The following is a 23,762-nucleotide window of genomic DNA, read 5'->3' as shown; positions in this document are numbered from 1 at the left end:
ACCTAGGGAAAATTATATTTAATTGCCGTACGAAAGGAACCCCCGAACGAGTCCTTACTCGATAAAATAGGCTTCCCCACCAATGGCCATCTAATTGACAAATCTGCATCATCCCACCGAATAATGCGCTCCCCTTCGGCATACCAGAATTCCGTAGACTTGTACTGTAAATTTGCCCACATTGAAAGCACATAGAATCCGTGCGCAAAACCTTCCGGCAACCAAAGTTGGTGGAAATTCTGACTGGACAATAATACCCCTGTCCACTTGCCAAACGTCGCAGAATTCAAACGCAAATCCACAGCGACGCTAAACACCTCACCGTCACAAACTCGTATTAACTTCCCCTGTGGACGGTCAATTTGATAATGTAATCCGCGCAAAACACCTCGCCTAGATCTCGACTGATTATCTTGCACAAACCTAATAGGCCGTCCAATGGCCTGATCAAACCTTCCCTGATGAAAACTCTCAAAAAAGTACCCCCGGTCATCCTGAAAAATCTGCGGCTCAATCACCAACACATCGGGAATCCCAGTTCGAATAATTTTCATTTGGGTTGCCTTGCTCCAAATAATTGCTCCTCGAGCAAACGCAGCAAATACGCGCCGTAGCCGGTCTTAGCAAGAGGCTCCGCCAAACGCGTCAAGGCTGCAGCGTCGATGTATCCAAACCGATAGGCAATTTCTTCTGGGCACGCTACTTTGAGCCCTTGTCGGTGCTCGATTGTGTGAATGAATTGCCCCGCCTCAAGCATAGATTCGTGTGTTCCCGTGTCGAGCCAGGCATATCCCCGTCCCATCAATTGGACATCAAGCTGCTTCCGCGCAAGATAGACTCTGTTGATGTCAGTAATTTCTAGTTCCCCACGAGGCGAGGGTCGAATACTTTTGGCAATTTCCACGACATGATTGTCGTAGAAGTACAATCCGGTCACAGCGTATCGCGACTTGGGTTGCCGAGGCTTCTCCTCCAAACTGATAGCGCTACCCTTCGCATCAAACTCCACCACGCCATAGCGCTCCGGATCCTGCACCGGATATGCGAATACTGTTGCACCTTCAACCTTCTCCGTCGCCCGCGCCAGCAGTGACACGAAATCACCACCATGAAAAATATTATCACCTAGCACCAGGGCACAATTATTGCCGCCGATAAAATTCTCACCAATGATGAAAGCTTGGGCCAAGCCGTCCGGCGATGGCTGGACCGCGTATTGCAATTGAATACCCCATTGACTACCATCACCTAGCAGTTGCTCAAATCGAGGCGTATCTTGCGGAGTGGAGATTATGAGAATATCCCGAATACCCGCCAGCATTAGTGTGGAAAGCGGATAATAAATCATCGGTTTATCATAAACCGGCAGCAACTGCTTTGAGATGGCTCGCGTTGCAGGGTATAGGCGTGTTCCCGAGCCGCCTGCCAAGATGATGCCTTTGCGATTGTTCATGAACGCGTACTCCGCTCCATCATTAGATTTTGTGAAACCGCCAGTAGTCTCAAGCTTTGCTCAAGTCCCTCCTCCCAGCGAGGCAGTGTCAAACCAAACGTCGTTTGTAGCCTATCTGTTGCCAACCGCGAATTCTCCGGCCGCGGAGCGGCGCGGGGATACTGACTGGAGAGAATCGCTTCAATACTGGGAGCCCTGCCCTCGTGTAGTAGACCAATTGTGAGCGCGCGCTCCACGATTAGTTGGGCATATTGGTGCCACGTAGTCACACCTGCGGCTGCAAGATGGTAGACACCATAGGGAAAACGAACATCGCCGCACGCCCGAAGATATTGAGCGACCAAGTGAGCGGTCACGTCGGCGATCAGGCTCGCGGATGTCGGGGCACCATGTTGGTCTGCTACGACTCGAAGTCGCGCCTGCTCACCGGCCAGCTTGAGCATCGTGGTGAAGAAATTATTACCCCAAACGCTAAATATCCAACTCGCGCGTAGAATTAAGTGTCGCTCGTGAATCTTGGTAATCGCACTCTCACCGGCTAGCTTACTCTTGCCGTAGACGGAGAGGGGATTCGTTGGATCATCCTCGACATAAGGCTCTTGCTTCTGTCCGTCGAATACATAATCGGTTGAATAGTGGATCAACAGTGCACCCGATTTCGCTGCCGCTTCCGCAAGCGCTTGTGGTGCCCTCGCGTTGATGGCATAAGCCGCGTCTACATCGGTTTCCGCTTCATCGACGGCAGTATAGGCAGCCGCATTAACAATGATATCGGGCCGAATACTCTCCACCGCCTCTCGGATCTGCGCAGGTTGTGAAAAATCACACCCAATGCGATCCAATGCGTGAACTTTTCCTAGCGGGGCAAGACTGCGTGTGAGTTCAGACCCAACTTGCCCAGTACTGCCTGTGACAAGTAGCGTTGGCGAGGTATGCGCACTATGGAGCATATTGCTTCGCCACCCAGTTGCGATACTCGCCCGAAACGACGTCCTGCACCCACGCCTGGTTGTCGAGATACCACTGAACAGTCTTCCGCAAGCCGGTCTCGAAAGTCTCGGCCGGTTTCCAACCAAGCTCACGCTCGAGTTTTCGTGCGTCAATGGCGTAGCGGCGGTCGTGGCCAGGGCGATCCTTTACGAAGGTGATCTGATCGCGATAGGAGCCCGTCGCCTTTGGCTTGAGTTCATCCAGCAGGTCGCACAGGGTATAAACGACGTCGAGATTGGTCTTCTCATTCCAGCCGCCCACGTTGTACGTCTCGCCCAGGCGGCCACGTGCGAGCACCTCACGAATGGCCGCGCAATGGTCGCCCACATACAGCCAGTCGCGCACGTTCTGCCCATCACCGTACACCGGCAAAGGCTTGCCGCTGAGCGCATTGGTGATCATCAGGGGGATCAGCTTTTCCGGAAAATGGTACGGACCGTAGTTGTTGGAACAGTTGGTCGTCAGGACCGGCAGCCCATACGTATGGTGATAGGCGCGCACGAGGTGGTCCGATGCTGCCTTGGACGCGGAGTATGGGCTGTTCGGTGCATACGGCGTGGTTTCGGAGAACTGCGGGTCGGTCGGGCCGAGCGAGCCAAAGACCTCGTCCGTCGAAACATGCAGGAAGCGGAATGCACCCTTGGCTTCGTCGTCGAGTCCACCCCAGTAAGCACGCGCAGCTTCCAGAAGGGTGAAGGTGCCGACAATGTTGGTCTGGATGAACTCGCCGGGGCCGTGGATGGATCGATCCACGTGGCTCTCGGCAGCAAAGTGAACCACTGCACGCGGCTTGTACTGTGCGAACAACTGATCGAGCGCCGCACGATCGCAGATGTCCGTCTGGGAGAATACGTGGCGCGGATCGCGCTCCACGCTGGCGAGCGTCTTCCGGTTGCCGGCGTAGGTCAGCTTGTCAACGTTGACAATGCCATCCGCAGCGGGATTGGCCAACCAGTTCAGAACAAAATTACCCCCAATGAAGCCGGCACCGCCAGTGACGAGGATATGGGACAAATTATGTGCTCCTTGTCGCGCGACTCGCGCACGCGGGCTAAGCCCGCACCGCGCCTGAGGTGCGAGAACGATCGACTTTGTTAAATGCAATAAGAAGTGGCGTATTCTAGCCGACGCTAGGGTTGCCCCTGCCAAACGGCCGAATGTTTCTGTAGCGCCTTGTAACACTTGGGACGTAGACATCCCATCCCGGGGCAATGCGCGGCTTTTGATCCACATTCTTATCGTGTCAATCCTTCCCCACGCCATCGGCGACCTCCAGGGCTGCTGCTCCCCCCTCCAAGCCCTCCTGGCCGCGCTGCCGCCCGACACCCCCCTGCGCTTCGTCGGCGACCTTATCAACCGCGGCCCCGATTCCCTGGCCACACTGCGCCAGGTGATCGCCCTATGCGAGGCGGGGCGGGCCCGCACCGTCCTGGGCAACCACGACATCCATCTCCTGGCGGTCGCTGCCGGCGTACGCAAGCCCGGCAAGCGCGACACCATCGCCGACATCCTGGCCGCACCGGATTGCGACCAGCTCATCACGTGGCTGCGCCATCAACCGCTGGCGATCTTCGAGAACAGCTTCCTGATGGTCCATGCCGGGGTACTGCCCCAATGGACCACCGGCGACGTGCTGGAGCTCGCGGGCGCAGTCGAGCGGGAGCTGCGCAGCGCACACTGGAAGACCTTCCTGGCCGACGCGTTTGGCAACCAGCCCGACAAGTGGAGCCCCGATCTCGTCGGCATGGACCGCTTGCGCCTGACGATCAACGCCCTCACCCGCCTGCGTTTCTGCAAGCCCGACGGCACGATGGAGTTCGAGACGACGGATGCCGACGGCGCGCCGGACGGCCACATGCCGTGGTTCGACGTGCCCGGTCGCCGCACACGCGGCACGCCGATCGTCTTTGGACACTGGTCGACGCGCGGGCTGGTGATGCGCGACGACGTGATGGGCCTGGATACGGGCTGCGTGTGGGGCGGTAAGCTCACAGCGGCCAAGCTGGCGCTGGCGCCGGCCGATCGAAGCGTCGTGCAGGTGTCGTGCGAGCAGGCGCAGGACCCACTCGCCCACAAGGCGAAGTAGCTGAAACGCCCTAGCCCGCGCGGTGGATCAGCGCGGCGACGGCCTGCTCGCTGTGCGCGGCCAGCGCGCGACGGTCCATCTCCGGGGCCATCGCGGCCCCCACGAAGACTTCCACCACCAGCGGCGGCCCGTTGAGGATGGCGTTGACGGAATCGAGCAGCGTCAGGTCGTCGATGTACGCGGGGATCGTCGTCAACTCGCCCGTGGCGGCGACGCGATAGCGCAGCGCCAGCGGACGGATCGGCGCGCCGGCAGTCACCGGCGCCTGGAACAGGTTGGCGTGAAACGGCAGCAGCTGCAGCCCGCTCGACGTCGTGCCCTCCGGAAACACGCACACCACATCGCCCGCGCGCATCGCGTCGGCGATGGCGTGCATGATGCGGTGCGCGTCGCGCTTGCGGGCGCGCTCGACAAACAGCACGCCGGTCTGGGCGCACAGCCAGCCGATCACCGGCCAGGAGCGGATCTCCGATTTGGCAACGAAGCGCGGCGGGTGCCAGCTGTTGATCGCGTAGATGTCGAGCCACGACACGTGGTTCGACACCAGCATCGAGCCGGCCAGGTCCTTGGCGTCGGCGGTTTCGCCGCGCACGACCAATGAGACGCGGAACAATGCCAGCAGCTTGCGCGACCACCGCTGGATCAGCGCCTGCTTGGCGCGCGGCCCGATCCACCAGAAGAGCAGCGCGCAGGTGACGATGCCTTCGGCCAGATGCACGAGCAGCCGCAGCTTGCGCAGCACGAACTTGCGCTGCGGCACGGACGCCGCTGGAGCCGAAGACGTGGCCTCGGGCGCGACGTCGCTCATGCCGCCGTCACTGCGCGTCATAGGCGAGATGGCCCGCGACCAGCGTAGCGCGCACGCGGCCGGCCAACTCGAAACCGAGGTACGGCGAGTTCTTGCCCTGGCTGCGCAGGCTGCGCGGCTCGACCTTCCACGTCGCCTCGGGGTCGAACACGCACACATCGGCCATCGCACCGACTTCCAGCGAGCCCGCCTGCAAGCCCAGCACACGGGCCGGCTCGCTGGTGATGCGCGCGAGAGCCTTCGGAAGCTCGACCTTGTGCTCGGCGGCCCAGCGCAGGGTCAGCGGCAGCAGCGTTTCGAGGCCCGTCGCGCCGGGCGAGGCCTCGGCGAACGGCAGCAGCTTCTCGTCGTCGTCCACAGGGGTGTGGTCGGAGCAGATCGCATCGATGGTGCCGTCGGCCAGGCCGCGCACGATGCCGTCGCGATCGCGGCCGGAGCGCAGCGGCGGCACGAAGCGCATCTGCGAATTGAAGTAGCCGATGTCCACGTCCGTCAGCGAAATGTGGTGGACGTTCACGTCGCACGTCACAGGCAGGCCTTCCGCCTTGGCGCGGCGCACGAGCTCGACGCCGGCGGCCGACGACAGGCGGCACAGGTGCACGCGTGCGCCGGTGCTGCGCATGAGTTCAAAGATCGTATGCAGGCGCACCGTCTCGGCCATCACCGGCACGCCTGAAAGACCCAGGCGCGAAGCCAGCGGCCCGCTCGCCGCCACGCCGCCCTTGCCCAGGTACGGGTCTTCAGGGCGCAGCCAGACCGTAAAGCCGAACGTCTGCGCATATTGCAGCGCGCGCATCAGCACCTGCGTGTCGGCCATCGGCGCATCGGCTTGCGAGAAGCCCACGCAGCCCGATTCAGTCAGCTCGGCCATCTCGGTCAGCACCGCGCCTTTCAGGCCGACGGTCAGCGCGCCGAGCGGATACACGTGCGCCTGGTTCAGGTTGCGCGCGCGGAACTTCAGCATCTCGACGAGGCCTGGCTCGTCCAGCACCGGGTCGGTATCCGGCGGGCACACCAGTGACGTGACACCGCCCGCCATCGCCGCGGCCATTTCCGACTCGAGCGTCGCCTTGTATTCGAAGCCCGGCTCACGCAAGCGGGCAGACAGATCGATCAGGCCCGGGCAAACGATCAGGCCCGTCGCGTCGATCGTCTTGTTGGCATGGAAGTCCGCCGGTGCGTGGCCCACGCCCACGACCTTGCTTGCCGCGATGTACAGATCCTGTTGCGCGTCGATGCCGTTGGCCGGGTCGATCAGGCGGCCACCTTTGATATGCAGTTTCATCGGTTTCTTAGTCGTTGTTGCCAGCCACGATGCCCATCACGGCCATGCGGACCGCGATGCCGAACGTCACCTGGTTCAGGATCACCGACTGCACGCCGTCGGCCACGGCGGAGTCGATCTCCACGCCGCGGTTCATCGGGCCTGGGTGCATCACGATGGCGTCGGGCTTGGCCAGCGCCAGGCGCTCCTGCGTCAGGCCATAGGCCTTGAAGTACTCCTGCGCGGACGGCAGCAGCGCACCGCTCATGCGCTCGTTCTGCAGGCGCAGCATGATGACGACGTCAACGCCCCGCAGCCCCTCTTCCATGCTGTGGAAGACCCGCACGCCCATGTGTTCGAGGCCGCTCGGCAGCAGCGTGCGCGGCCCGATGGCGCGCACTTCGGCGCAGCCCAGCGTCGTCAGCGCGTGGATGTCGGAACGCGCCACGCGCGAGTGCAGGATGTCACCGACGATCGCCACCGTCAGGTTGGAGAAATCCTTCTTGTAGTGGCGGATGGTGTACATGTCGAGCAGCCCCTGCGTGGGGTGCGCGTGGCGGCCATCGCCGGCGTTGATCACGTGCACATGCGGCGCAACGTGTTCGGCAATCAGGTACGGCGCGCCCGAACTTGCATGCCGCACGACGAACATATCGGCCTGCATGGCCGACAGGTTGTTGATCGTGTCCAGGAGCGATTCGCCCTTGCTCGTGGACGACGCGTTGATGTTCAGGTTGATCACGTCCGCCGACAGCCGCTTGGCCGCGATCTCGAACGTGGTGCGCGTGCGCGTGGAGTTCTCGAAGAACAGATTGAACACGCTCTTGCCGCGCAGCAAGGGCACCTTCTTGACCTCGCGGTCGGCGTCCGAGACGGACACGAACTGCTGCGCGGTGTCCAGCACGTGCGTGAGGATGTCGCGCGACAGCCCCTCGATCGACAGCAGGTGCTTGAGCTCGCCGTTTTTCGTGAGCTGCGGGTTGGCGAAAGTCTTGGGCATGAGAAACGAAAAGCGACGAGGTCAGGTCAAGTCAGGACAGGACAAAGCAGAAGCGATGCAACGCGCAAGCTCAGGCACCCTTGGGCTCGCGCGTGAACGTGAAGCGCGCGGCGCTGCCCTCGCCCGTTTCGCTCAGCACAAGCGATTCGTTGGCGGGCAGCGAGACGCGTTCACCGATGTAATCCGGCGCCACAGGCAGTTGGCGTTCGCCGCGGTCCACCAGCACGGCCAACTCCACCGCCGCGGGGCGGCCGTAGTCGAACAGTTCGTTGATGGCCGCGCGGATGGTGCGGCCGCTGGCCAGCACGTCGTCCACCAGCAGGATGCGGCGCTCGTTCACGTCGAATGGCAGCGTGGTCGGCTGCGCCTTGGCGTGCAGGCCCTTCTTGGCGTAGTCGTCGCGGTGCAGGGCGACGTTGACGACGCCGTATTCCGACAAGCCGAGGTCATGCGCCAGGCGCTTGGCGATCCAGGCGCCGCCGCTCACGATTCCGGCGATCGACCAGGTGTGGCCCTCGGCCATGCGCGTGCGCAGTTGTGCAACGAGGCTCTGGTACAGCGCCTCGGCATCGATCTGTTGCGATGTCATGCGAGTTCGTCGAAAAACTGTTGGAGGATGATGCGCGCGGCCTCGGCGTCGAGCACATCGTCGGAAGCCCCGGCATCCTGCGCGGCGATCGACGAATAGCGCTCGTCCACCCAGCTGACCGGCAGGCCGTAGCGGCCGTGCAATTGATTGCCGAAGCGCTTCGCGAGCTTGATCATCGGCTGGTCTTCGCCATCGGGGTGTACGGGCATGCCGACCACGAAGCCGACCGGCTGCCATTCGTTGACCAGGCGCGTGATCTGCGCAAAGCGGAAATCGACCGAGCGATTGGGAATCGTCTCCAGCGCCCGTGCCGAGCGCGAGATCGTGTTGCCCAGCGCCACGCCGATGCGCCTTTCGCCGTAATCGAATGCCAGCAAGGTGCCTTCGGCCGGCACGCCGGCGTGGACCGCCCGACCCGCAGACAATGCGGGCTCAGGCATGCCCTGCCTCGCCCGACAGCATGGCGGGGTTGATGCCGAGCAGGTTCAGCGCGGCAGCAAACCGCTCCTCGGCCGGCACGTTGAAGATGATGTCGGGATCGGCCTGGACGGTCAGCCAGCCGTTGCGGCCGATTTCGTCTTCCAGCTGGCCGGCGCTCCAGCCGGCATACCCGAGGGTCAGGATGAAGCGCTGCGGCCCGCCGCCCTGGGCGACGGCTTCGAGCACATCCTTGGAGGTGGTCATTTCCAGCCCGCCCGGCACCACCAGCGACGACGAATACGCGCCCGTGGCGTCATGCAGGACGAAGCCGCGCTCGGTCTGCACCGGGCCGCCGTAATACACGGGCTGTTCTGCGAGGGGGTGGATTTCGAGCTTGAGGTCGATCTTGTCGAACAGCGTCGCCAAGTCGATGTCGATGGGCCGGTTGATCACGAGGCCGAGCGCGCCGCGCTCGTTGTGCTCGCACATGTACACGACCGTGCCGGAAAACGTGGAGTCCGCCATGCCGGGCATAGCGATGAGGAACTGGTTCGTGAGATTGATGGGTGCGTCCGGCGAGGCCATGCGGCTAGTTTACCAAAAGGGCCCGGTCATCGCCCCTTCCATTTGGAGGAAACGGCGCGGGGCGCAGGGTTTTTTGTGGCGGCTCAAGCACCCGAGCTATCGGGGCGTGCCGGCGTGGCATTGAGCGCCTCCAGGTCTGCCGGCTCCAGCCAGCGCCACGCGCCAGGGGCCAGATCGTGGCCCAACGACAGTCCGCCGATGGCGCTGCGGTGCAATGCGGCGACGTGGTTGCCAGCCGCGGCAACCATGCGTTTCACCTGGTGATACTTGCCCTGCGTGAGCGCCATGCGCAGGTGGTGCGAGTCCACGCGCTCGGCCCAGGCGGCGGCGACGTTCTCGTCTTCATCGGCCAGCAGCACGCCGGCGCACAGCCGGGCGACCTGCGCATCGGTCACGGGCTCGGCGGTGGTGATCTCGTACACCTTGGGCACCTGATGACGCGGGCTGGTGAGCGTGTGAACGAACTGGCCGTCGTCGGTGAGCAGCAGCAAGCCGGTGGTGTCCTGATCGAGCCGTCCGACGCATTGCACGCCGCGCTCGCGCAGCGGCACCGGCAGCAGCGTGTAGACGCTCGGATGATGCTTCGGCTTTTGCGAGCACTCCACGCCGGCAGGCTTGTTCAGCATCAGGTAAGCGCGAGCGTGGTACGTCCAGCGCTCGCCGTCCACGTCGAGGACCAGCCCGGCGGTATCGACCAGCGCGTCGGGGTCTTCCATCTCGACGCCGTCGATGGACACGAGCCCCGCCAGCACGAGGTCCTTGCAATAGCGGCGCGTGCCAAACCCCTGCGATTGCAGGATGCGGTACAGCGGGAGACGGGCAGGAGAATCAGCCATGACGACAACGTGAAAAAGAAAAAGCGCGCCGATTTTGCGATACGCTCGGCCGATCCGAAACCCACCGACCACACAGCATGCCGCCCACCGGACCCCGCCAACCCTATGACATTGGAGCGCATTTCGAGCGCGGACTGGTGTGGTTCCGGCGCGACCTGCGGCACATCGACCACGCGGCGCTGCATTATGCCCTGCGCCACTGCCGCGAAGTCTATTGCGTGTTCGTGTTCGACCGCGACATCCTGGATGCACTACTTGCGCGCGGCCTCAAGGCGGACCGGCGCGTGGAGTTCATCCTTGCCTCCGTCGAGGAACTGCGTAGCGTGTTGCGCGAGGCCGGCGGCGACCTCATCGTCGTGCACGACCACCCGCGCGAGGCCGTCCCGCGCATCGCCCGCCAGCTCGACGTGCAGGCCGTTTTCGCGAACCACGACGAGGAGCCCCAAGCGCAAGCCCGCGACGAAGCGGTGCGCAAGGCGCTGGCGCAGCAGCCGTGCGCCTGGCTCGACTTCAAGGATCAGGTGATCTTCGAGCGCAGTGAAATCGTGAACGGCCAGGGCAAGCCATACGGCGTGTTCACGCCCTACAAGAACGCGTGGCTGGCGGCGCTCTCGCCGTTCGATGTGCGCGCGTATCCGACGGAGCCGTACTTTGGGGCGCTCGCCAAGCCGCACGCACTTGCACGCGCCACGCCTTCGCTGGAAGCGCTGGGCTTCGTGCGCTCGAATCTCTCCGACATCGCCTTGCCTACCGGCATGCGCGGCGCCCAGACGCTGCTCGACGATTTCGAAGGCCGCATGGACGACTACCATGCGCGGCGTGACTTCCCGGCCCTGCGCGGGCCCAGCTACCTGTCGACGCATCTGCGCTTTGGCACCGTGTCGATCCGCACAGTAGCCGCGCACGCGCATGCCGCCATGCTGCGTGGCAGCCGGGGTGCGGCAACGTGGCTGTCGGAGCTGATCTGGCGCGATTTCTATTTCATGATCCTGCATCACCGCCCGGACCTGGCCGATGGAGCGTCGTTCCACCCGGAGTTCGACCGCATCCGCTGGGTAGACGGCGAAACCGGCGAGGCGCGCTTCGCGGCGTGGAAGGCGGCGCGCACCGGTTACCCGCTCGTGGACGCCGCCATGCTGCAGATCCACCAGAGCGGCTACATGCACAACCGCCTGCGCATGGTGGCAGCCAGCTTTCTGATCAAAGACCTGGGCGTCGACTGGCGGCGCGGCGAGCAGTACTTTGCCGACGTCCTCAACGACTTCGACTTCGCCGCCAACAACGGCGGCTGGCAATGGGCGGCATCGAGCGGGTGCGATGCGCAACCGTGGTTCCGCATCTTCAACCCCGTCACGCAATCGGAGAAGTTCGACCCGCAGGGCCGCTTCATCCGCAAGTACCTGCCGCAGTTGGCGAAGCTGCCCGACCGGTACATCCACGCGCCCTGGACCGCGCCCGCCGACGTGCTGAAGGCAGCGGGCGTCGTGCTCGGCGAGACCTACCCGCGGCCCATCGTCGACCACGCGGGCGCACGCGCGGCTACGCTCGAGCGCTACGCGATCACCAAGGCAAACCGCACGTCGGGCGCCGAAGCGGCTGCATTACGCAAGAGCGGCAACGAGTGAAGCGCGCACCAAACGCAACGGGCCGGTAACACACCTGCCCGTTGTCGTTCCCGCGCGGCGGGGCATCACCCCAGGTTGGCGGCCGGCGCGCGTTCGCCGATCAGCGTGCGCAGATGCTGCAGCAGCTCCTCTTCGTTGTACGGCTTGCCGAGGTAGACATTCACGCCGATCTCCGCTGCGTAGCGGCGGTGCTTGTCCGCCGTGCGCGAGGTGATCATGATGATCGGCGTGGCTCCGATGCGCTCGTCCGCGCGTACGTTGCGCGTGAGGTCGAAGCCGTCCATGTGCGGCATTTCGATGTCGACGAGCATCGCGTCGGGCGTGATCTCCTGCAGCTGACGCAGCGCATCCACACCATCGCGCGCGAGCACGGCCTGATAGCCGGAGCGCGTCAGCAGACGCTGCGTGACCTTGCGCACCGTGAGCGAATCGTCGACCACCATGACGATCGGCGCGGTGGCCAGGCCCGGCACTGCATCGGTGCTGCCGTTGCGCTGCAGCTCGGCCACTGCGCCCGTCGTTTCCTGGTCGGCTTGCGGCAGGCCCAGTGCGGCGGCTTCGCGCTCGAAGCGCTGCGTGAGCACCACCGGGTTGTAGATCAGGACGATCTCGCCGTCGCCCAGCGTCGTGGCACCGGCAATGCCCTCCAGGCGTGCGAGGTGCGGGCCGATGTGCTTGACCACCACTTCGCGGTTGCCGATCACTTCGTCCACGTGCACGGCGGCACGGTCCGCACCGCTGCGCACCACAACGGCCGGGGAATACTTGCGCCCACCCGTAACGGCCTGCGCCTCTTCAAGCAGCGCGCCGAAGTAATGGAACGGCACCGGACCGCTCGGCAATTGCAGCGCCGCCGCGTTGTACGCCTCGGCAAGCGCCTGTGGGCGCAGCTGCTGCACGTGGTCGATCATGCCCGACGGGATCGCATACACACGCTCGCCCACGCGCACCAGCAGCACCTGCGTAATCGCCGTCGTCAACGGCAGGTGAATGGTGAAGCGCGTGCCGACGTCGGGCGTGGTCTGCAGCGAAATCCGGCCGCCCAGGGCGACGGTCTCGGCGCGCACCACGTCCATGCCGACACCGCGGCCCGCCAGCTCCGACACCTGGTCGGCGGTGGAAAAGCCCGGCGTGAAGATCATCTCGGTCAGGCGCGCGTCGCTCGCTTCCTCGTCGGGGGCCAGCAACTGGCGCTCGAGCGCCCGCGCGCGGATGCGGTCGAGGTTGAGGCCCGCGCCGTCGTCCACGAAATGCAGCACGACCTCGTTGCCTTCCTGCTGCACTTCCAGCGTCAGCTCGCCGGCCGGGGCCTTGCCCTTGGCGCGGCGCTCGTCGGCGGGCTCGATGCCGTGCGCAACGGCGTTGCGGATCATGTGCTCGAGCGGTCCGCCCATGCGGTCCAGCACGCTGCGGTCCAGCTCCACCGTACCGCCCTTGATGAACAGGCGGACTTCCTTGCCGGTTTCGGCGGCGGCCTGGCGCGCCACGCGATACAGCCGATCGGCCACCGTATCGAACTGCACCATGCGCGCGCGCATCAGGCTGCGCTGCAGGCCGCGCGTGAGGCGTGCCTGCGTTTCCAGGTCGAGCGAAGCCTGATCGAAGCCGCGGAACAGGTTCTGCTGCACCGTCGCCACGTCGTTCACGCTCTCGGCCATCATGCGCGTGAGTTCCTGCAGGCGCGTGAAGCGGTCGAACTCCAGCGGGTCGAACGCTTCGGCGTGCGCGGCGGCGTCGGCAATGCGCGACTCCATCTGCGTTTCGGCCTGGATCTCGATCTCGCGCACCTGGGCACGCAAACGCGCGACGTTGTCGTTCAGTTCCGACAGGTACGTCTTGAGCGCATCGACCTCGGACTCCAGACGCGCACGTGCCGCACCGACTTCGCCGGCGTCGTTGATGAGGGCATCGAGCGCGCGCGCCTGCACGCGCACCATGGCGCGCTGGCGTTCGGCCACTTCCAGGGCTTCGGCTTCGGCGCTGCGCGTGCCGGCGAGGTCCACGCTGGTCGTCGCGGCCACGGCCGGCAGCATCGACGCGCCGGACGGGGCCTGCGCGTCGGGCGCGACCTGCTGCGACTCAGCCGCATCGGCCAGGCCCGCATCGAGCGGCAGCACGTTGCCCGCGCCCAGCGCATCGACGTGCGCCTGGATGCGGTCGAACCAGACGTAGAGCTTGCGGAACAGCGCGTCGTCCACCCGGTTCTGCCGCAGGCCGGCCTCGATGGCGCTTTCCATTTCATGCGCGGCCTGGCCCAGCGTCATGGCGCCGGCCATGCGTGCACTGCCCTTCACGGTGTGCAGATTGCGCAGCAGCAGGCCGGCGGTGGCGCGGTCCTGCGGTGCGGCTTCCCACGTGCGCAGTTGCTGGCCGAGCTCCGGCAATGCGACATGCGCCTCTTCGAGGAAGATTTCGAGCAGCGCCGGGTCCAGTGCGTCGGTCGGCGCCTGCCGCACGAGTTCGGCGACGGCGGGTTCTGCGGCGGGCGCCTCGTATACCGGCACGAGCGACGGCGTGATCCCGGTCGGCTCGAATGCGGCTTCGTCGGCCAGGCCGGCGGTTTCGTTCTCGGCTTGTTCGGCGTCGGTCAACACCGGCGGCGCGGGCTCCAGCGGCAGGCGCGGGCGCACCAGCACGCGCTCGCAAAGCTCTCCCAGGCTACGACGCAGCGACTCGTCGGCATCGGGCCACACGCTGGCGGCAAACTGATGCAGCATGCCGCGCATGCGCTCGACGGCCTGGTCGAGCAGGCGGAAATCGCCCGGGTGCATCGCCACCGGGCGGCTGTGCAGGTTCAGCAGCACCTGCTCGAGCGCATCGGCCAACTGGCGCACGGGCTCGAGTTCGACCACGGCGGAGCTGCCCTGCAGCGTGTGCGCGGCACGCAGGGCCAGCTCGCTCGGGGGCGTGCGGCCTTCGTGGCGCCATTCCGAAAAGTCGACGCCCAGGCGCCGGATCAGGTCATCGGCTTCCTGCAGGTAGACGTTGTACAGCGCCACGCTGATGCGCACCGGCCCGATCTCCTTCACGCCGTCGTCGTGTGGGGTCTCTTCGGGGTCGCCGGTCTGCGCGAATGGGAACGGGATCACCTTGGCGTCGCCATCTGCGGCGGGCGCGGCGTCCGAGTCGGCGGGCGGCGCCGTGAATGCGGCGATGGAAGCGCCGGACTCGACGTCCGCGTCTTCGGATTCCGCTTGCAAGCCTTCGGCCTGCACGTTCGGAGCCTCGGGCTCCGCAGCGGCCGGTTCGTCCCAGACGAGCGACGATGCATCGTTGACCGGCGCGGCGGGCGCCGCCTCCTGCGGCTGCGCCACGGTCTCGAGCCACACGAACGGCCCGCCATGGCGCACGCGCTCGGCCGCCGCGACGAGCGGTTCGATCGGGTGATCGGCCTGCGGCGACTGCGCAATGGCCGCCGCCCATGCCGACAGTTCCGATTCGGCGCGCGCGAGCAACGCAGCGAGGTCGTGCGTGGGCACGCGGCTCTCGGCAAGCCACACGTTCATGACCTGTTCGATGGCCCAGGCCGCTTCGCCGTAGCGCGTGAGGCCGACCATGCGGCCGGAGCCCTTGAGCGTGTGGAATGCCCGGCGCAACTGCGTGAGCAGATCCAGGTCGGAGCCGGCGGCCACACCGCCCGTGCCGGCATCCGCGGCGGCGTGCAACGCTTGCAGATCGGTGCGCACGCCGGCCAGCACGTCTTCGGCTTCGGACAGGAAGATGTCGAGCAGTTCGGCATCGATGGATTGCGTGTCACGCGCAGGCACGGCGGGCGCGGGGCCCGTTGCCGGCACGGCCACCGGCGCGGCCAGTGCGGCCTGCAGCCGCTCGAGCGCGCCGGCGCTGCCCACCTGCCAGGCATCGAACTGGGCCAGCGCCTCTTCCAGACGGCGGCGGCGGGCCGGGTCGTCGTCGATCGCGGCGGCGTCACGCGCCTGTTGCAGCGCGGTGCGCAACTCGGCGGCCAACGGGTCGGCGGGGTCAACCGGCTGCTTGGCCAGCAGGCGATCCAGCAGCGCGTGCAGCGGCGACGCGGTATCGGCCTCGATCGCGCTGCTTGGTTGCACGTCGGTATGCGTTTCGCGGCGGGTGAGCATGCCCGATTCCGCATCGAATGCGAACGCGCGCCAGGCGGTCTCGCGCTCGGTCGGGGTCAGGCGACCTTCGATGACGATCTCGTCGATCTGCGTGCTGCTCAGCTCCGTGCCGGCAGACAGCGCGTCGAGCAGGCTCTGCAGGCCGCTCACGTTGGCAGCCAGCGCGGCGAGATGGCTTTCGCGATCGGCGGCTGCACCGCTGCCGGTGGCCTGCAGCGCGACGATGGTGGACTGGGCGGCCGCGGTCGCATGGAGCGCCTCGCCGGCGTCCAGCGCTGCGAAGGCGTTGTGCATCTCGCCAAACAGCCGCGCAGCCTCGTTCAGGCTGCCGCCCTCGTCGCCCTCGCGCTCGAACGCATCGAGGTGCGTTTCGGCAGAGGCCAGCAGCGTCTGCAGCGCGCGGACCTGTTCGGCACGGGTGCGGCGCTGCGCGATTTCGTGGGCCAGCAGCGTCAGCCAGGCGGGAGCCGGTTCGGCGTGATCGCGCTCAACGGCGCCCACATGCTCGGCCAGTTCGCCGCAGCGGGCGGCAAACCAGGCGCTGCGCAGGTCGCCGGATTCGCCATGCAGCGCCCACGGTCGCGCCAGCATGCGCGACAGGAATTGCAGCGTGGGCACCACGTCGTGACCGCGCGCCTCTGCCAGCCGTTGCGACAGATCGCGCAATGCGGGCTGGCCCAGCGTGTCGGTATGCAACGCGAGCGTCTGCAGCGCGGCGTGGAGTTCCTCGGCGTCGGGCGTAGGCTGCTGGCTGAGCGCGTCGAGCGTGCGTCCGACGCGCTGCAGCGTCTCGCTGGCATCGGCGGGCAGCAACGCGTAGTACTGGCGTGTATGCAGGGCGCCGGCCGGTGCGTGCGTGGGCGGAATCGCAAACGCCTGGACGCAGGCGACGATGTCCGGGCCCAGGGTGTCGTCCCCGACCGGCGCGGCAGGCGCGTTGCCGTAGGCCATGCCGGCCAGCAGGTACAGGGCGTCGTTCAGCAGGCCCTGCGGCAGTTGGATGTTGTTCTGCGAATACTGGCGCAGCAGCAGGTTGACGCGCGCGGCCAGCCGCTTGGCCATCAGGTCGGCCGGCACGAGGCCCGCGCGCAGCGCACCGAAGGTGAGCGCCAGCACGAGCCAGAGATCGCGCTGGAGGTCGTCGCCGGCGCGGCGCGGTTCGCGCTCGAGTGCGCGGATGTTGTGCAGCAGGTCTTCCAGCGGCGCGTACGCGGCGGCAGCGGCGGCCGGGTCGGCGTCGGGGCCATCCACGCCGGCCGGGGCGCGCAGCGCGGTCAACAGCGCCAGCTCGAACTTGCGGCGCAGGCGCGCCAGCCCCGCCAGGTCACGCGAGGGCAGCAGCAGCGCCGGCAGGTGGCGCAACTCGTCGGCCCACAGGTCGGCCGGGTGGATGCGCTCTTCGCCCAGGCGGGCGAGCACGGCCTGATACGGCTGGAACAGGCGCAGCGGCTCTTCGGCCATGCCGGCCATCAGGTCGGCCACGTATTCCTGCAGCGCCTGCACGGCGCGCGAGAACACGTCCAGCGTCTGCACATCGGCCGGCACGGTGCCCGCATCGACGGCTTCGAGCAGGCGCTTGGCGGCCTGGCAGTACACCTCCACACCGCGCAGGCCGACGATCAGCAGCGCACCGGCAGCCTGGTGCAGGTACTGGCCGGCCAGGCGCAGCGACGTCGTATCGCGCGCGCCGAGGACTTCCGGATGGGCAATGACGTCCGCCGCGTATTCGCCGAACTCACGCACCGCGTCGTCCAGCGCGGCGCGCATGTTGGGCACAACCCAGGCGAGCGCAGAAAGGTCGCGCGCCGGCACGGAAGACGGCGCGCGCGCAGGGGCTCCAGCCGCCTCAAAGGAAGCGGTTTCGGGCTGGGCGGAAGATGGATGACGCATGTGTGCTTCCAAAAAGCAGGTGGCGGTTGCCGCGTTGACCGCTTGGCGCTCCCGCCCGAAATCCAGTGACGACGTGACGCCGATCAAGCGATGCGGAACCGCGCCACCGAGTCACGCAGTTCTTCGGCAAGCTGCGTGAGCTGGCGCACCGACTGCGCAGTCTGGCGCGTACCGTTGGACGTCTGTTCGGTGATGTGCAGGATCTGTTCGATGTTCTGCGCAACGTCCGAAGCCAGCGTCGCTTCGTGCGAGGTCGTCTGCGAAATGCTCTCGATCAGCTCTGCAAGCTGGCGCGACACGCGACCGATCTCCACCAGTGCGGCACCGGCGTTATCGGACAGCTTCGCCCCTTCCACCACACCCGCCGTGCTGCGCTCCATGGCGTGCACCGCGTCTTGCGTGTCGGTCTGAATCGTGCGGATCAGGGCGCCGATCTGCTTGGCTGCCTCGGCGGAACGTTCTGCCAGGCGCTGCACTTCTTCTGCCACCACCGAGAAGCCGCGGCCGGCTTCACCAGCGGAGGCCGCCTGGATGGCGGCGTTCAGTGCCAGCACGTTGGTCTGCTCGGTAATGTCCGAGATCAGCTCCACGATTTCACCGATCTCCTGCGACGATTCGCCCAGGCGCTTGATCCGCTTCGAGGTTTCCTGAATCTGGTCACGGATGTCGTTCATGCCCGAGATCGCGTTCTGCACGGCCTGCTGGCCTTGCTCGGCAGCGGCCAGCGAGGCGCGTGCAACGTTGGCCGATTCGGCTGCGCCGCGCGAAACCTGCGTAATGCGGTCCGCCATCTCCACGACCGACTGGCCAGTCTGGCGAATCTGGCGCGACTGTTCTTCCGATGCGGCCACGAGGCTTTCCGACGTGCTCTGCACCGCCGACGATGCCTGCGTCACCTGCTCGGCCGTCTGCTGCACCCGGCCGACCAGCTCGCGCAGCTCTTCCACGGTGTAGTTCACCGAGTCGGCAATGGCGCCGGTAATGTCTTCCGACACGGTGGCCTGCTTGGTCAAGTCACCGTCTGCGATGTCCTGCAGCTCGTTCATCAGACGCAGAATGGCGGCCTGGGTGGCGTCGTTGTTGCGCTTTTCCACCATCCGGCGCTCTTCGGCTTCACGCTGACGCGCTTCGGCTTCCATCGTTCGCACGCGCGAATCGCGCAGGTACAGGGCAGCGAGGCCCGCCAGGCAGACCACGGTGAGGATGGCCGACAGCACCACCGCGCCGAGGGTCAGCGGGCGGTTGCGCACGCTGCTCGCATACGCCGACTGCAGATCCGACAGGTCGGCACGCAGCTTTTCGTTGTCGTTGAAGATCTGCTGCTGCGCGCGCTTGGCGGCGATCAGGCCCGGCAGGTTCTCGAGGATGATCTGCGTGGTCTTCTGCACGTTGTCGAAACGCGTCGACAATTCTTGCAGGTAACCCTTGGTCTCGGGGTCGGTGGCGGGCGACAGGCGCAGCGCTTCGGAGCCGTTGAGCAGGCCGTTCAGCGTTTCGCGGAAGGTGTTGGTGTCCTTGCCGAGCAGGAACGCCGTTTCCGGGTTCACGCCTTCACCGGCCAGGAACTCGTTCATGTTCTTACCGAGGCGCTGCGTCAGCATCACGAGCTGCGACGAGGCGGCCACTTCACGCGCCGGCGCGTTGGTCTGCAGCTTCATCGAGGCGATCTGCTCGGCTTCTTCCAGCAGTTCGGGGTTGGACGCGTTGAACACGTTCAGCGTCTTGCCCACCGCCACCAGCGTCTTCTCTTGCGCGAGCACCGCCTGGGCGCTCTTTTCGCTGCGCTTCCATTCTTCGATGGACTTGTCGAGCAGCGCCTGGGCGTCGCCGCCCGAGGTGGCGCGCACACCGCGATCGGAGTTGCCGTTCTTGAGCGCGTCGAGATTGTCCTGCAGGCGCGCGCGGCTCTCCTTGAGCTGGGCGAACGCGTTGGCGTTACCGAGCAGCGCCACGGGCACCGCCTTGGCCAGACGCTGCGAGTGCATCAGCGTGTCGCCGGCGATTTCAATCTGGACGGAGCCGTTATTTGCCTGGCGGTTATCGAGGTACACGGAAATCAGCAGGGCCAGCAGGCCGAGCACCAGGCCGATCGTGAAGACACGCTGCTGCGCCGCAAACGGCACGCGCTCCATCCAGCCGACCACGGCGTCGATGGGCGTGCGGCCCAGCTGCGTGGGAGGGCCGGCAGGATCGTCGTCATCCACGTGGGGCGCATTGTCGGACTGCGCCAACTGCACGGAGGCGGCCGACGCCCCTTCCGCTGCAACCTCCGGCGCCCCTGCCCTGCGCCCCGCGTTGAACCACTTGAACCCCATAGGACCCCTCTTGTCTTGTCGACGCCGCCCCCGTCTGGTTGGGATCGACGGCATGGATTTCCCATCCGCGTCCACGCCTTGTCATGCCTGGCGTGGTCCGCACCTCTTGCCCTGTGCGCGCCCGCTCCCGTCGCGAACGCGCCCAATCGCTTGTTGTGTGCTGCCGGGCCGATCGAGCGGCCCGGTCGGTACTACGTATGCCGCACGGTCACGCGCGGCTGCGGCCCACCTGCAGGAAGGCCGGATCGGCCAGCAACTGCCGCACATCGAGCTCGCGCCACAGGGTGCCCTGCGCATCGCGCCAGGCGCGGCCCTGCCACGGACGGCTCTCTTCCGTGGCCACGTCAGCCGGCTGCAGATCGGTCAGGCTGCGCAAGCCCGCCACACGCGGCACGACGATCCCGCACGCCCGCTGCGGGTCCTTGGACAGCACCACGATCTTGGCGCCGGGGCCCGCGGCCGTGGGCGCCTCGCCGCAGAACAGGCCGAGGTCGATCACGCCGAGCAGGTTGCCGCGCGCATTCACGAGACCGAGGTACCACGGCTGCGTGAGCGGCACGCGCGTGGGCGCCTGGTAGTCGAGCACCTCGCCCGTGTCGGTGAGCGACAGAAGCCAGTGGCGCTCGCCGACCTGCACGCCGAGGAAGCCTTCCGCCGACGACTTGGCGCGCGCCTCCTGCAGGCGGCGTGCGAGCATCGCCTGGTATTCGTGCAGGCGCTGGCGCGAGGTCAGGTTGGTGCGCTGTTCGTTCACGTCTGGCTCATCTCCGTGCTGCGTCTGTGCTGCGCGCCCGACTTGGCGTCGCGAGGTTGAACAAGCTGCTGCGGCGTTACTGCGCCAGCTTCGCGATCTTGTCGAGCAGGTCTTCGGCCTTCACCGGCTTGACGATGTAGTCCGACGCGCCCTGGCGCATGCCCCACACGCGGTCGGTCTCCAGCCCCTTGGTCGTGCAGATGATGACCGGGACGTCCTTGAAGCGATCGTCCTTCTTGATCGCGCGGGTCGTCTGGTAGCCGTTCTGGCCGGGCATCACCACATCCATCAGGATCAGGTCGAACGGCTCGGCCTCGAGCTTGGCCATGGCCTGCTCGCTGTCGGCCGCAACCGTCACCTTGAAACCGTTCTTGCCGAGGATCTCCGACAGGTGCAGCGCTTCGGTCGGAGAATCATCGACCACCAACACTTTCTTGATTGCCATACAAACAGTCCTTCGTTAAGGGAGATGCCATCACTGCGCGGCCAGGGCCTGGGCTGGCGCCGCGGGCAGATGCGTCTGGACCGCCTCAAGCAGCGCTTCCTTCGTGAAGGGCTTGGCGAGGTGATCCACCGCCCCGACCAGCCGGCCGCGCGCACGGTCGAAGATTCCGTCGCGCGAAGACAGCATGATCACGGGTGTGGCATGAAACTTCGGGCTTTTCTTGATGAGCGAGCAGGTCTGGTAGCCGTCGAGATTCGGCATCAGGATGTCGCAGAACACGAGGTCGGGCTTCAGGTCACCGACCTTGGCCAGCGCATCGAAACCGTCTTCGGCCAGCACGACCTGGCAGCCGGCCTGGGAGAGAAAGATCTGCGCGGTACGGCGGATGGTGCTGGAATCGTCGATCACCAGGACTTTGCAGCCCGCAAGCGGCGTCACAGCACTGGCCAGCGTGGAAGACGCCAGCGGTTGGGAGTCGGTCAGTTGTTCCACCCGCGCGGTTTGCATCATGTTCTCGCATTGCGCGACCACGGGTCGCCACGACATTCTGACCGGATGGATCGCGGCAAATCGCCGCGCAGCGCGCCCGAACGGCCACGCTGGCGACGACTTCAAAACTACGCCCCCCGGCCCGCTTATGAAGTGTGAAGCTCAGAATTTGACGAAGTGTGACAAGTCACCTATTCGCCGTCAATGGCGCCGGCTTGTCGCCGACCGCTTGTGGCATGGAAGCGACGAGACCTTTCGGATGCGTCACTTGCCGATATCTGGCGGCTGGCAAGAGGGCAACCGCTCACTTGCCGGCCGTGGGACAGGTCAGATCCGGATCAGATCTGCACCATTTCGAAGTCTTCCTTGCGCGCGCCGCACTCGGGGCACGTCCAGTTGATGGGCACGTCTTCCCATTTCGTGCCGGGGGCGATGCCGTCGTCGGGCGCACCCTGTTCTTCGTCGTAGATCCAGCCGCAGATCAGGCACATCCACGTCTTGTATTCAATCTGTTGTTCCATAGGGCAAAGCTTCGGTGGTTCCGTCTATTAAAATGGCAGGCCAGATGGTACCCAAACCCGCCCCGGCACGCCAGAACACGCACGGCGGCGGCGCGGCGTTTGACTGCATCCGACTGGCATCTGCGTCAAACCACTGCATATCCGACTTCAAACCGCGCCGCTGCGCCATTTCGCGTGGCGCCACTCTATTCCACTCGTTTCCATGTCGACTCCTTCCCGTAGCGCTGCCCTGTTTGAACGTGCCCAGAAGACCATCCCCGGGGGCGTGAATTCGCCCGTCCGGGCCTTCCGCTCCGTGGGCGGCACGCCGCGCTTCATTGCCAAGGCAGCCGGCCCGTACCTGTGGGACGCCGACGGCACGCGCTACATCGACTACGTCGGCTCGTGGGGCCCGATGATCGTTGGCCACGCACATCCGGACGTCGTGCGCGCCGTGCAGGAGGTGGCGGCCGACAGCTTCTCGTTTGGCGCGCCGACCGAGGCCGAAGTCGTCATGGCCGAGGAAATCTGCAAGCTGGTCCCATCGATCGAGCAGGTGCGCCTCGTATCGTCGGGCACCGAGGCCACCATGAGCGCGCTGCGGCTGGCACGCGGCTTTACCGGCCGCGACCTGATCGTCAAGTTCGAAGGCTGCTACCACGGCCACGCCGACAGCCTGCTGGTCAAGGCGGGCTCGGGCCTGCTGACGTTTGCCGACACCACGCAGAACGCACCTTCGTCCGCCGGTGTGCCCGAAGACGTGGTCAAGCACACGATGGTGCTGCCGTACAACGACGTTGGCGCGCTGCGCGAGGCATTTGCGCGGCACGCTAACGAAATCGCCGCCGTGATCGTCGAGCCGGTGGCCGGCAACATGAATCTCGTGCGCGGCAGCACCGAGTTCCACCAGACCATGCGCTCGCTATGCACCGAGCACGGGGCCGTGCTGATCTTCGACGAGGTGATGACGGGTTTTCGCGTGGCACTCGGCTGCGCGCAGGCGCTGTACGGCATCACGCCGGACCTGACATGCCTGGGCAAGGTCATCGGCGGCGGCATGCCCGCTGCGGCGTTTGGCGGCCGGCGCGACATCATGGGTTTCCTGGCGCCGCTGGGCAGCGTGTACCAGGCCGGGACGCTGTCGGGCAACCCGCTGGCCGTGGCGGCGGGTCTCACCACCCTGCGCCTGATTGCCGCCGACGGTTTCCACGACCGCCTGGCCGCGCAGACACGCAAGCTCGTCGATGGGCTGTCCGAGATTGCACGCGAAGCGGGTGTGCCGTTTGCCGCGGACAGCGTCGGCGGCATGTTCGGCATCTATTTCCGCGAAGGCGTGCCGACCAGCTTCGCGGAAGTGACCCAGAGCGACGTGGGCCGCTTCAATGCGTTTTTCCACGCGATGCTGAATGAAGGCGTGTATCTGGCGCCTTCGGCTTTCGAGGCGGGGTTCGTTTCCTCGACGCATGATGATGCGGTTTTGGATGCGACTTTTGCGGCGGCGCGGAGGGCGTTTAAGGGGGTTTGATTTTTTTTGTGCTTTTTTTGTTGTTGGTGCATCCCTTGTTTCACCCCTGCCGGGGGCGACTCACTTTCTTTGTCTTGCCCGGGCGGAAACA

At 65.6% G+C, this 23,762-nt stretch carries 20 protein-coding genes; 3 read left to right on the top strand and 17 right to left on the bottom strand.

The features are described 5' to 3' along the window. Positions 1-2: 2 nt before the first annotated feature. Genes rfbC through rfbB form a run of 4 tightly spaced genes read right to left on the bottom strand, consistent with a single transcriptional unit; the run spans position 3 to position 3,457 of the window. The gene (gene rfbC / locus KHN96_RS20440) at positions 3-554 is read right to left on the bottom strand and encodes a dTDP-4-dehydrorhamnose 3,5-epimerase (protein ID WP_082062815.1); all 552 of its coding nucleotides are present in this window, start codon (positions 552-554) and stop codon (positions 3-5) included. Further along, a complete protein-coding gene (gene rfbA, locus KHN96_RS20435; RefSeq protein WP_062737518.1) occupies positions 551-1,453 on the bottom strand; it encodes a glucose-1-phosphate thymidylyltransferase RfbA in 903 nt (300 codons plus the stop codon). The genes rfbC and rfbA overlap by 4 nt, the downstream gene beginning before the upstream one ends. After that, positions 1,450-2,403, bottom strand: a complete 954-nt coding sequence (gene rfbD / locus KHN96_RS20430; RefSeq protein WP_082062814.1) for a dTDP-4-dehydrorhamnose reductase — start codon at positions 2,401-2,403, stop codon at positions 1,450-1,452. Before rfbD ends, rfbA begins: the two co-directional genes overlap by 4 nt. Next, on the bottom strand, positions 2,393-3,457 hold the full coding sequence (rfbB, locus tag KHN96_RS20425; RefSeq protein WP_062737517.1) for a dTDP-glucose 4,6-dehydratase: 1,065 nt from the start codon (positions 3,455-3,457) through the stop codon (positions 2,393-2,395). Before rfbB ends, rfbD begins: the two co-directional genes overlap by 11 nt. A gap of 217 nt (positions 3,458-3,674) precedes the next feature. Here rfbB and KHN96_RS20420 point away from each other — a divergent pair, with 217 nt between their 5' ends. Then, positions 3,675-4,529: a symmetrical bis(5'-nucleosyl)-tetraphosphatase gene (locus tag KHN96_RS20420; RefSeq protein ID WP_062737523.1), complete on the top strand. Its 855-nt coding sequence runs from the start codon at positions 3,675-3,677 to the stop codon at positions 4,527-4,529. Positions 4,530-4,539: 10 nt separating this feature from the next. On the opposite strand, the gene KHN96_RS20415 is transcribed toward KHN96_RS20420, so the two are convergent. From KHN96_RS20415 to KHN96_RS20385, 7 genes are all read right to left on the bottom strand, one after another. Continuing rightward, entirely contained in the window at positions 4,540-5,358 is an 819-nt protein-coding gene (locus KHN96_RS20415; RefSeq protein WP_062737516.1) for a lysophospholipid acyltransferase family protein, read from the bottom strand. Further along, positions 5,345-6,622: a dihydroorotase gene (locus tag KHN96_RS20410; RefSeq protein ID WP_062737515.1), complete on the bottom strand. Its 1,278-nt coding sequence runs from the start codon at positions 6,620-6,622 to the stop codon at positions 5,345-5,347. The genes KHN96_RS20415 and KHN96_RS20410 overlap by 14 nt, the downstream gene beginning before the upstream one ends. A 7-nt stretch (positions 6,623-6,629) precedes the next feature. Beyond that, the gene (locus tag KHN96_RS20405; RefSeq protein ID WP_045786145.1) at positions 6,630-7,601 is read right to left on the bottom strand and encodes an aspartate carbamoyltransferase catalytic subunit; all 972 of its coding nucleotides are present in this window, start codon (positions 7,599-7,601) and stop codon (positions 6,630-6,632) included. A gap of 70 nt (positions 7,602-7,671) precedes the next feature. After that, a complete protein-coding gene (gene pyrR / locus KHN96_RS20400; protein ID WP_045786144.1) occupies positions 7,672-8,190 on the bottom strand; it encodes a bifunctional pyr operon transcriptional regulator/uracil phosphoribosyltransferase PyrR in 519 nt (172 codons plus the stop codon). Continuing rightward, complete coding sequence (gene ruvX, locus KHN96_RS20395; protein ID WP_062737512.1) at positions 8,187-8,630, bottom strand: Holliday junction resolvase RuvX; 444 nt, start codon at positions 8,628-8,630, stop codon at positions 8,187-8,189. Before ruvX ends, pyrR begins: the two co-directional genes overlap by 4 nt. Continuing rightward, positions 8,623-9,195 (bottom strand): YqgE/AlgH family protein, encoded by a 573-nt coding sequence (locus KHN96_RS20390; RefSeq protein ID WP_045786142.1) that lies wholly within the window; start codon positions 9,193-9,195, stop codon positions 8,623-8,625. The genes ruvX and KHN96_RS20390 overlap by 8 nt, the downstream gene beginning before the upstream one ends. Positions 9,196-9,278: 83 nt before the next feature. Then, on the bottom strand, positions 9,279-10,031 hold the full coding sequence (locus tag KHN96_RS20385) for a 16S rRNA pseudouridine(516) synthase (protein WP_045786141.1): 753 nt from the start codon (positions 10,029-10,031) through the stop codon (positions 9,279-9,281). Between the two features lie 77 nt (positions 10,032-10,108). Between KHN96_RS20385 and KHN96_RS20380 the strand changes: the two genes are divergently transcribed. Further along, positions 10,109-11,656, top strand: coding sequence for a cryptochrome/photolyase family protein (locus KHN96_RS20380; protein ID WP_115043855.1), 1,548 nt, complete (start codon positions 10,109-10,111; stop codon positions 11,654-11,656). A 65-nt stretch (positions 11,657-11,721) separates the two neighbouring features. Here the strand turns inward: KHN96_RS20380 and KHN96_RS20375 are convergent, their stop codons facing one another. From KHN96_RS20375 to KHN96_RS20350, 6 genes are all read right to left on the bottom strand, one after another. After that, positions 11,722-17,643, bottom strand: coding sequence for a hybrid sensor histidine kinase/response regulator (locus tag KHN96_RS20375; RefSeq protein ID WP_062737513.1), 5,922 nt, complete (start codon positions 17,641-17,643; stop codon positions 11,722-11,724). Between the two features lie 83 nt (positions 17,644-17,726). Next, the gene (locus KHN96_RS20370) at positions 17,727-19,958 is read right to left on the bottom strand and encodes a methyl-accepting chemotaxis protein (protein WP_115043853.1); all 2,232 of its coding nucleotides are present in this window, start codon (positions 19,956-19,958) and stop codon (positions 17,727-17,729) included. Between the two features lie 208 nt (positions 19,959-20,166). Continuing rightward, the gene (locus KHN96_RS20365) at positions 20,167-20,712 is read right to left on the bottom strand and encodes a chemotaxis protein CheW (protein ID WP_062737509.1); all 546 of its coding nucleotides are present in this window, start codon (positions 20,710-20,712) and stop codon (positions 20,167-20,169) included. 76 nt (positions 20,713-20,788) lie between these two features. Then, positions 20,789-21,157, bottom strand: coding sequence for a response regulator (locus KHN96_RS20360; RefSeq protein ID WP_045786136.1), 369 nt, complete (start codon positions 21,155-21,157; stop codon positions 20,789-20,791). A 30-nt stretch (positions 21,158-21,187) separates the two neighbouring features. Beyond that, positions 21,188-21,703: a response regulator gene (locus tag KHN96_RS20355; RefSeq protein ID WP_045786135.1), complete on the bottom strand. Its 516-nt coding sequence runs from the start codon at positions 21,701-21,703 to the stop codon at positions 21,188-21,190. Positions 21,704-21,984: 281 nt separating this feature from the next. After that, positions 21,985-22,167, bottom strand: a complete 183-nt coding sequence (locus KHN96_RS20350) for a rubredoxin (RefSeq protein WP_003261842.1) — start codon at positions 22,165-22,167, stop codon at positions 21,985-21,987. Between the two features lie 202 nt (positions 22,168-22,369). Between KHN96_RS20350 and hemL the strand changes: the two genes are divergently transcribed. Then, positions 22,370-23,671, top strand: coding sequence for a glutamate-1-semialdehyde 2,1-aminomutase (gene hemL, locus KHN96_RS20345; RefSeq protein ID WP_062737508.1), 1,302 nt, complete (start codon positions 22,370-22,372; stop codon positions 23,669-23,671). Positions 23,672-23,762 lie beyond the last annotated feature (91 nt).

The organism is Ralstonia mannitolilytica, from assembly GCF_905397375.1.
In the GTDB taxonomy this organism is placed as follows: domain Bacteria; phylum Pseudomonadota; class Gammaproteobacteria; order Burkholderiales; family Burkholderiaceae; genus Ralstonia; species Ralstonia mannitolilytica.
The sequence above is the reverse complement of the archived record's forward strand: the minus strand, read 5'-3'. Positions and strand labels throughout refer to the sequence as shown.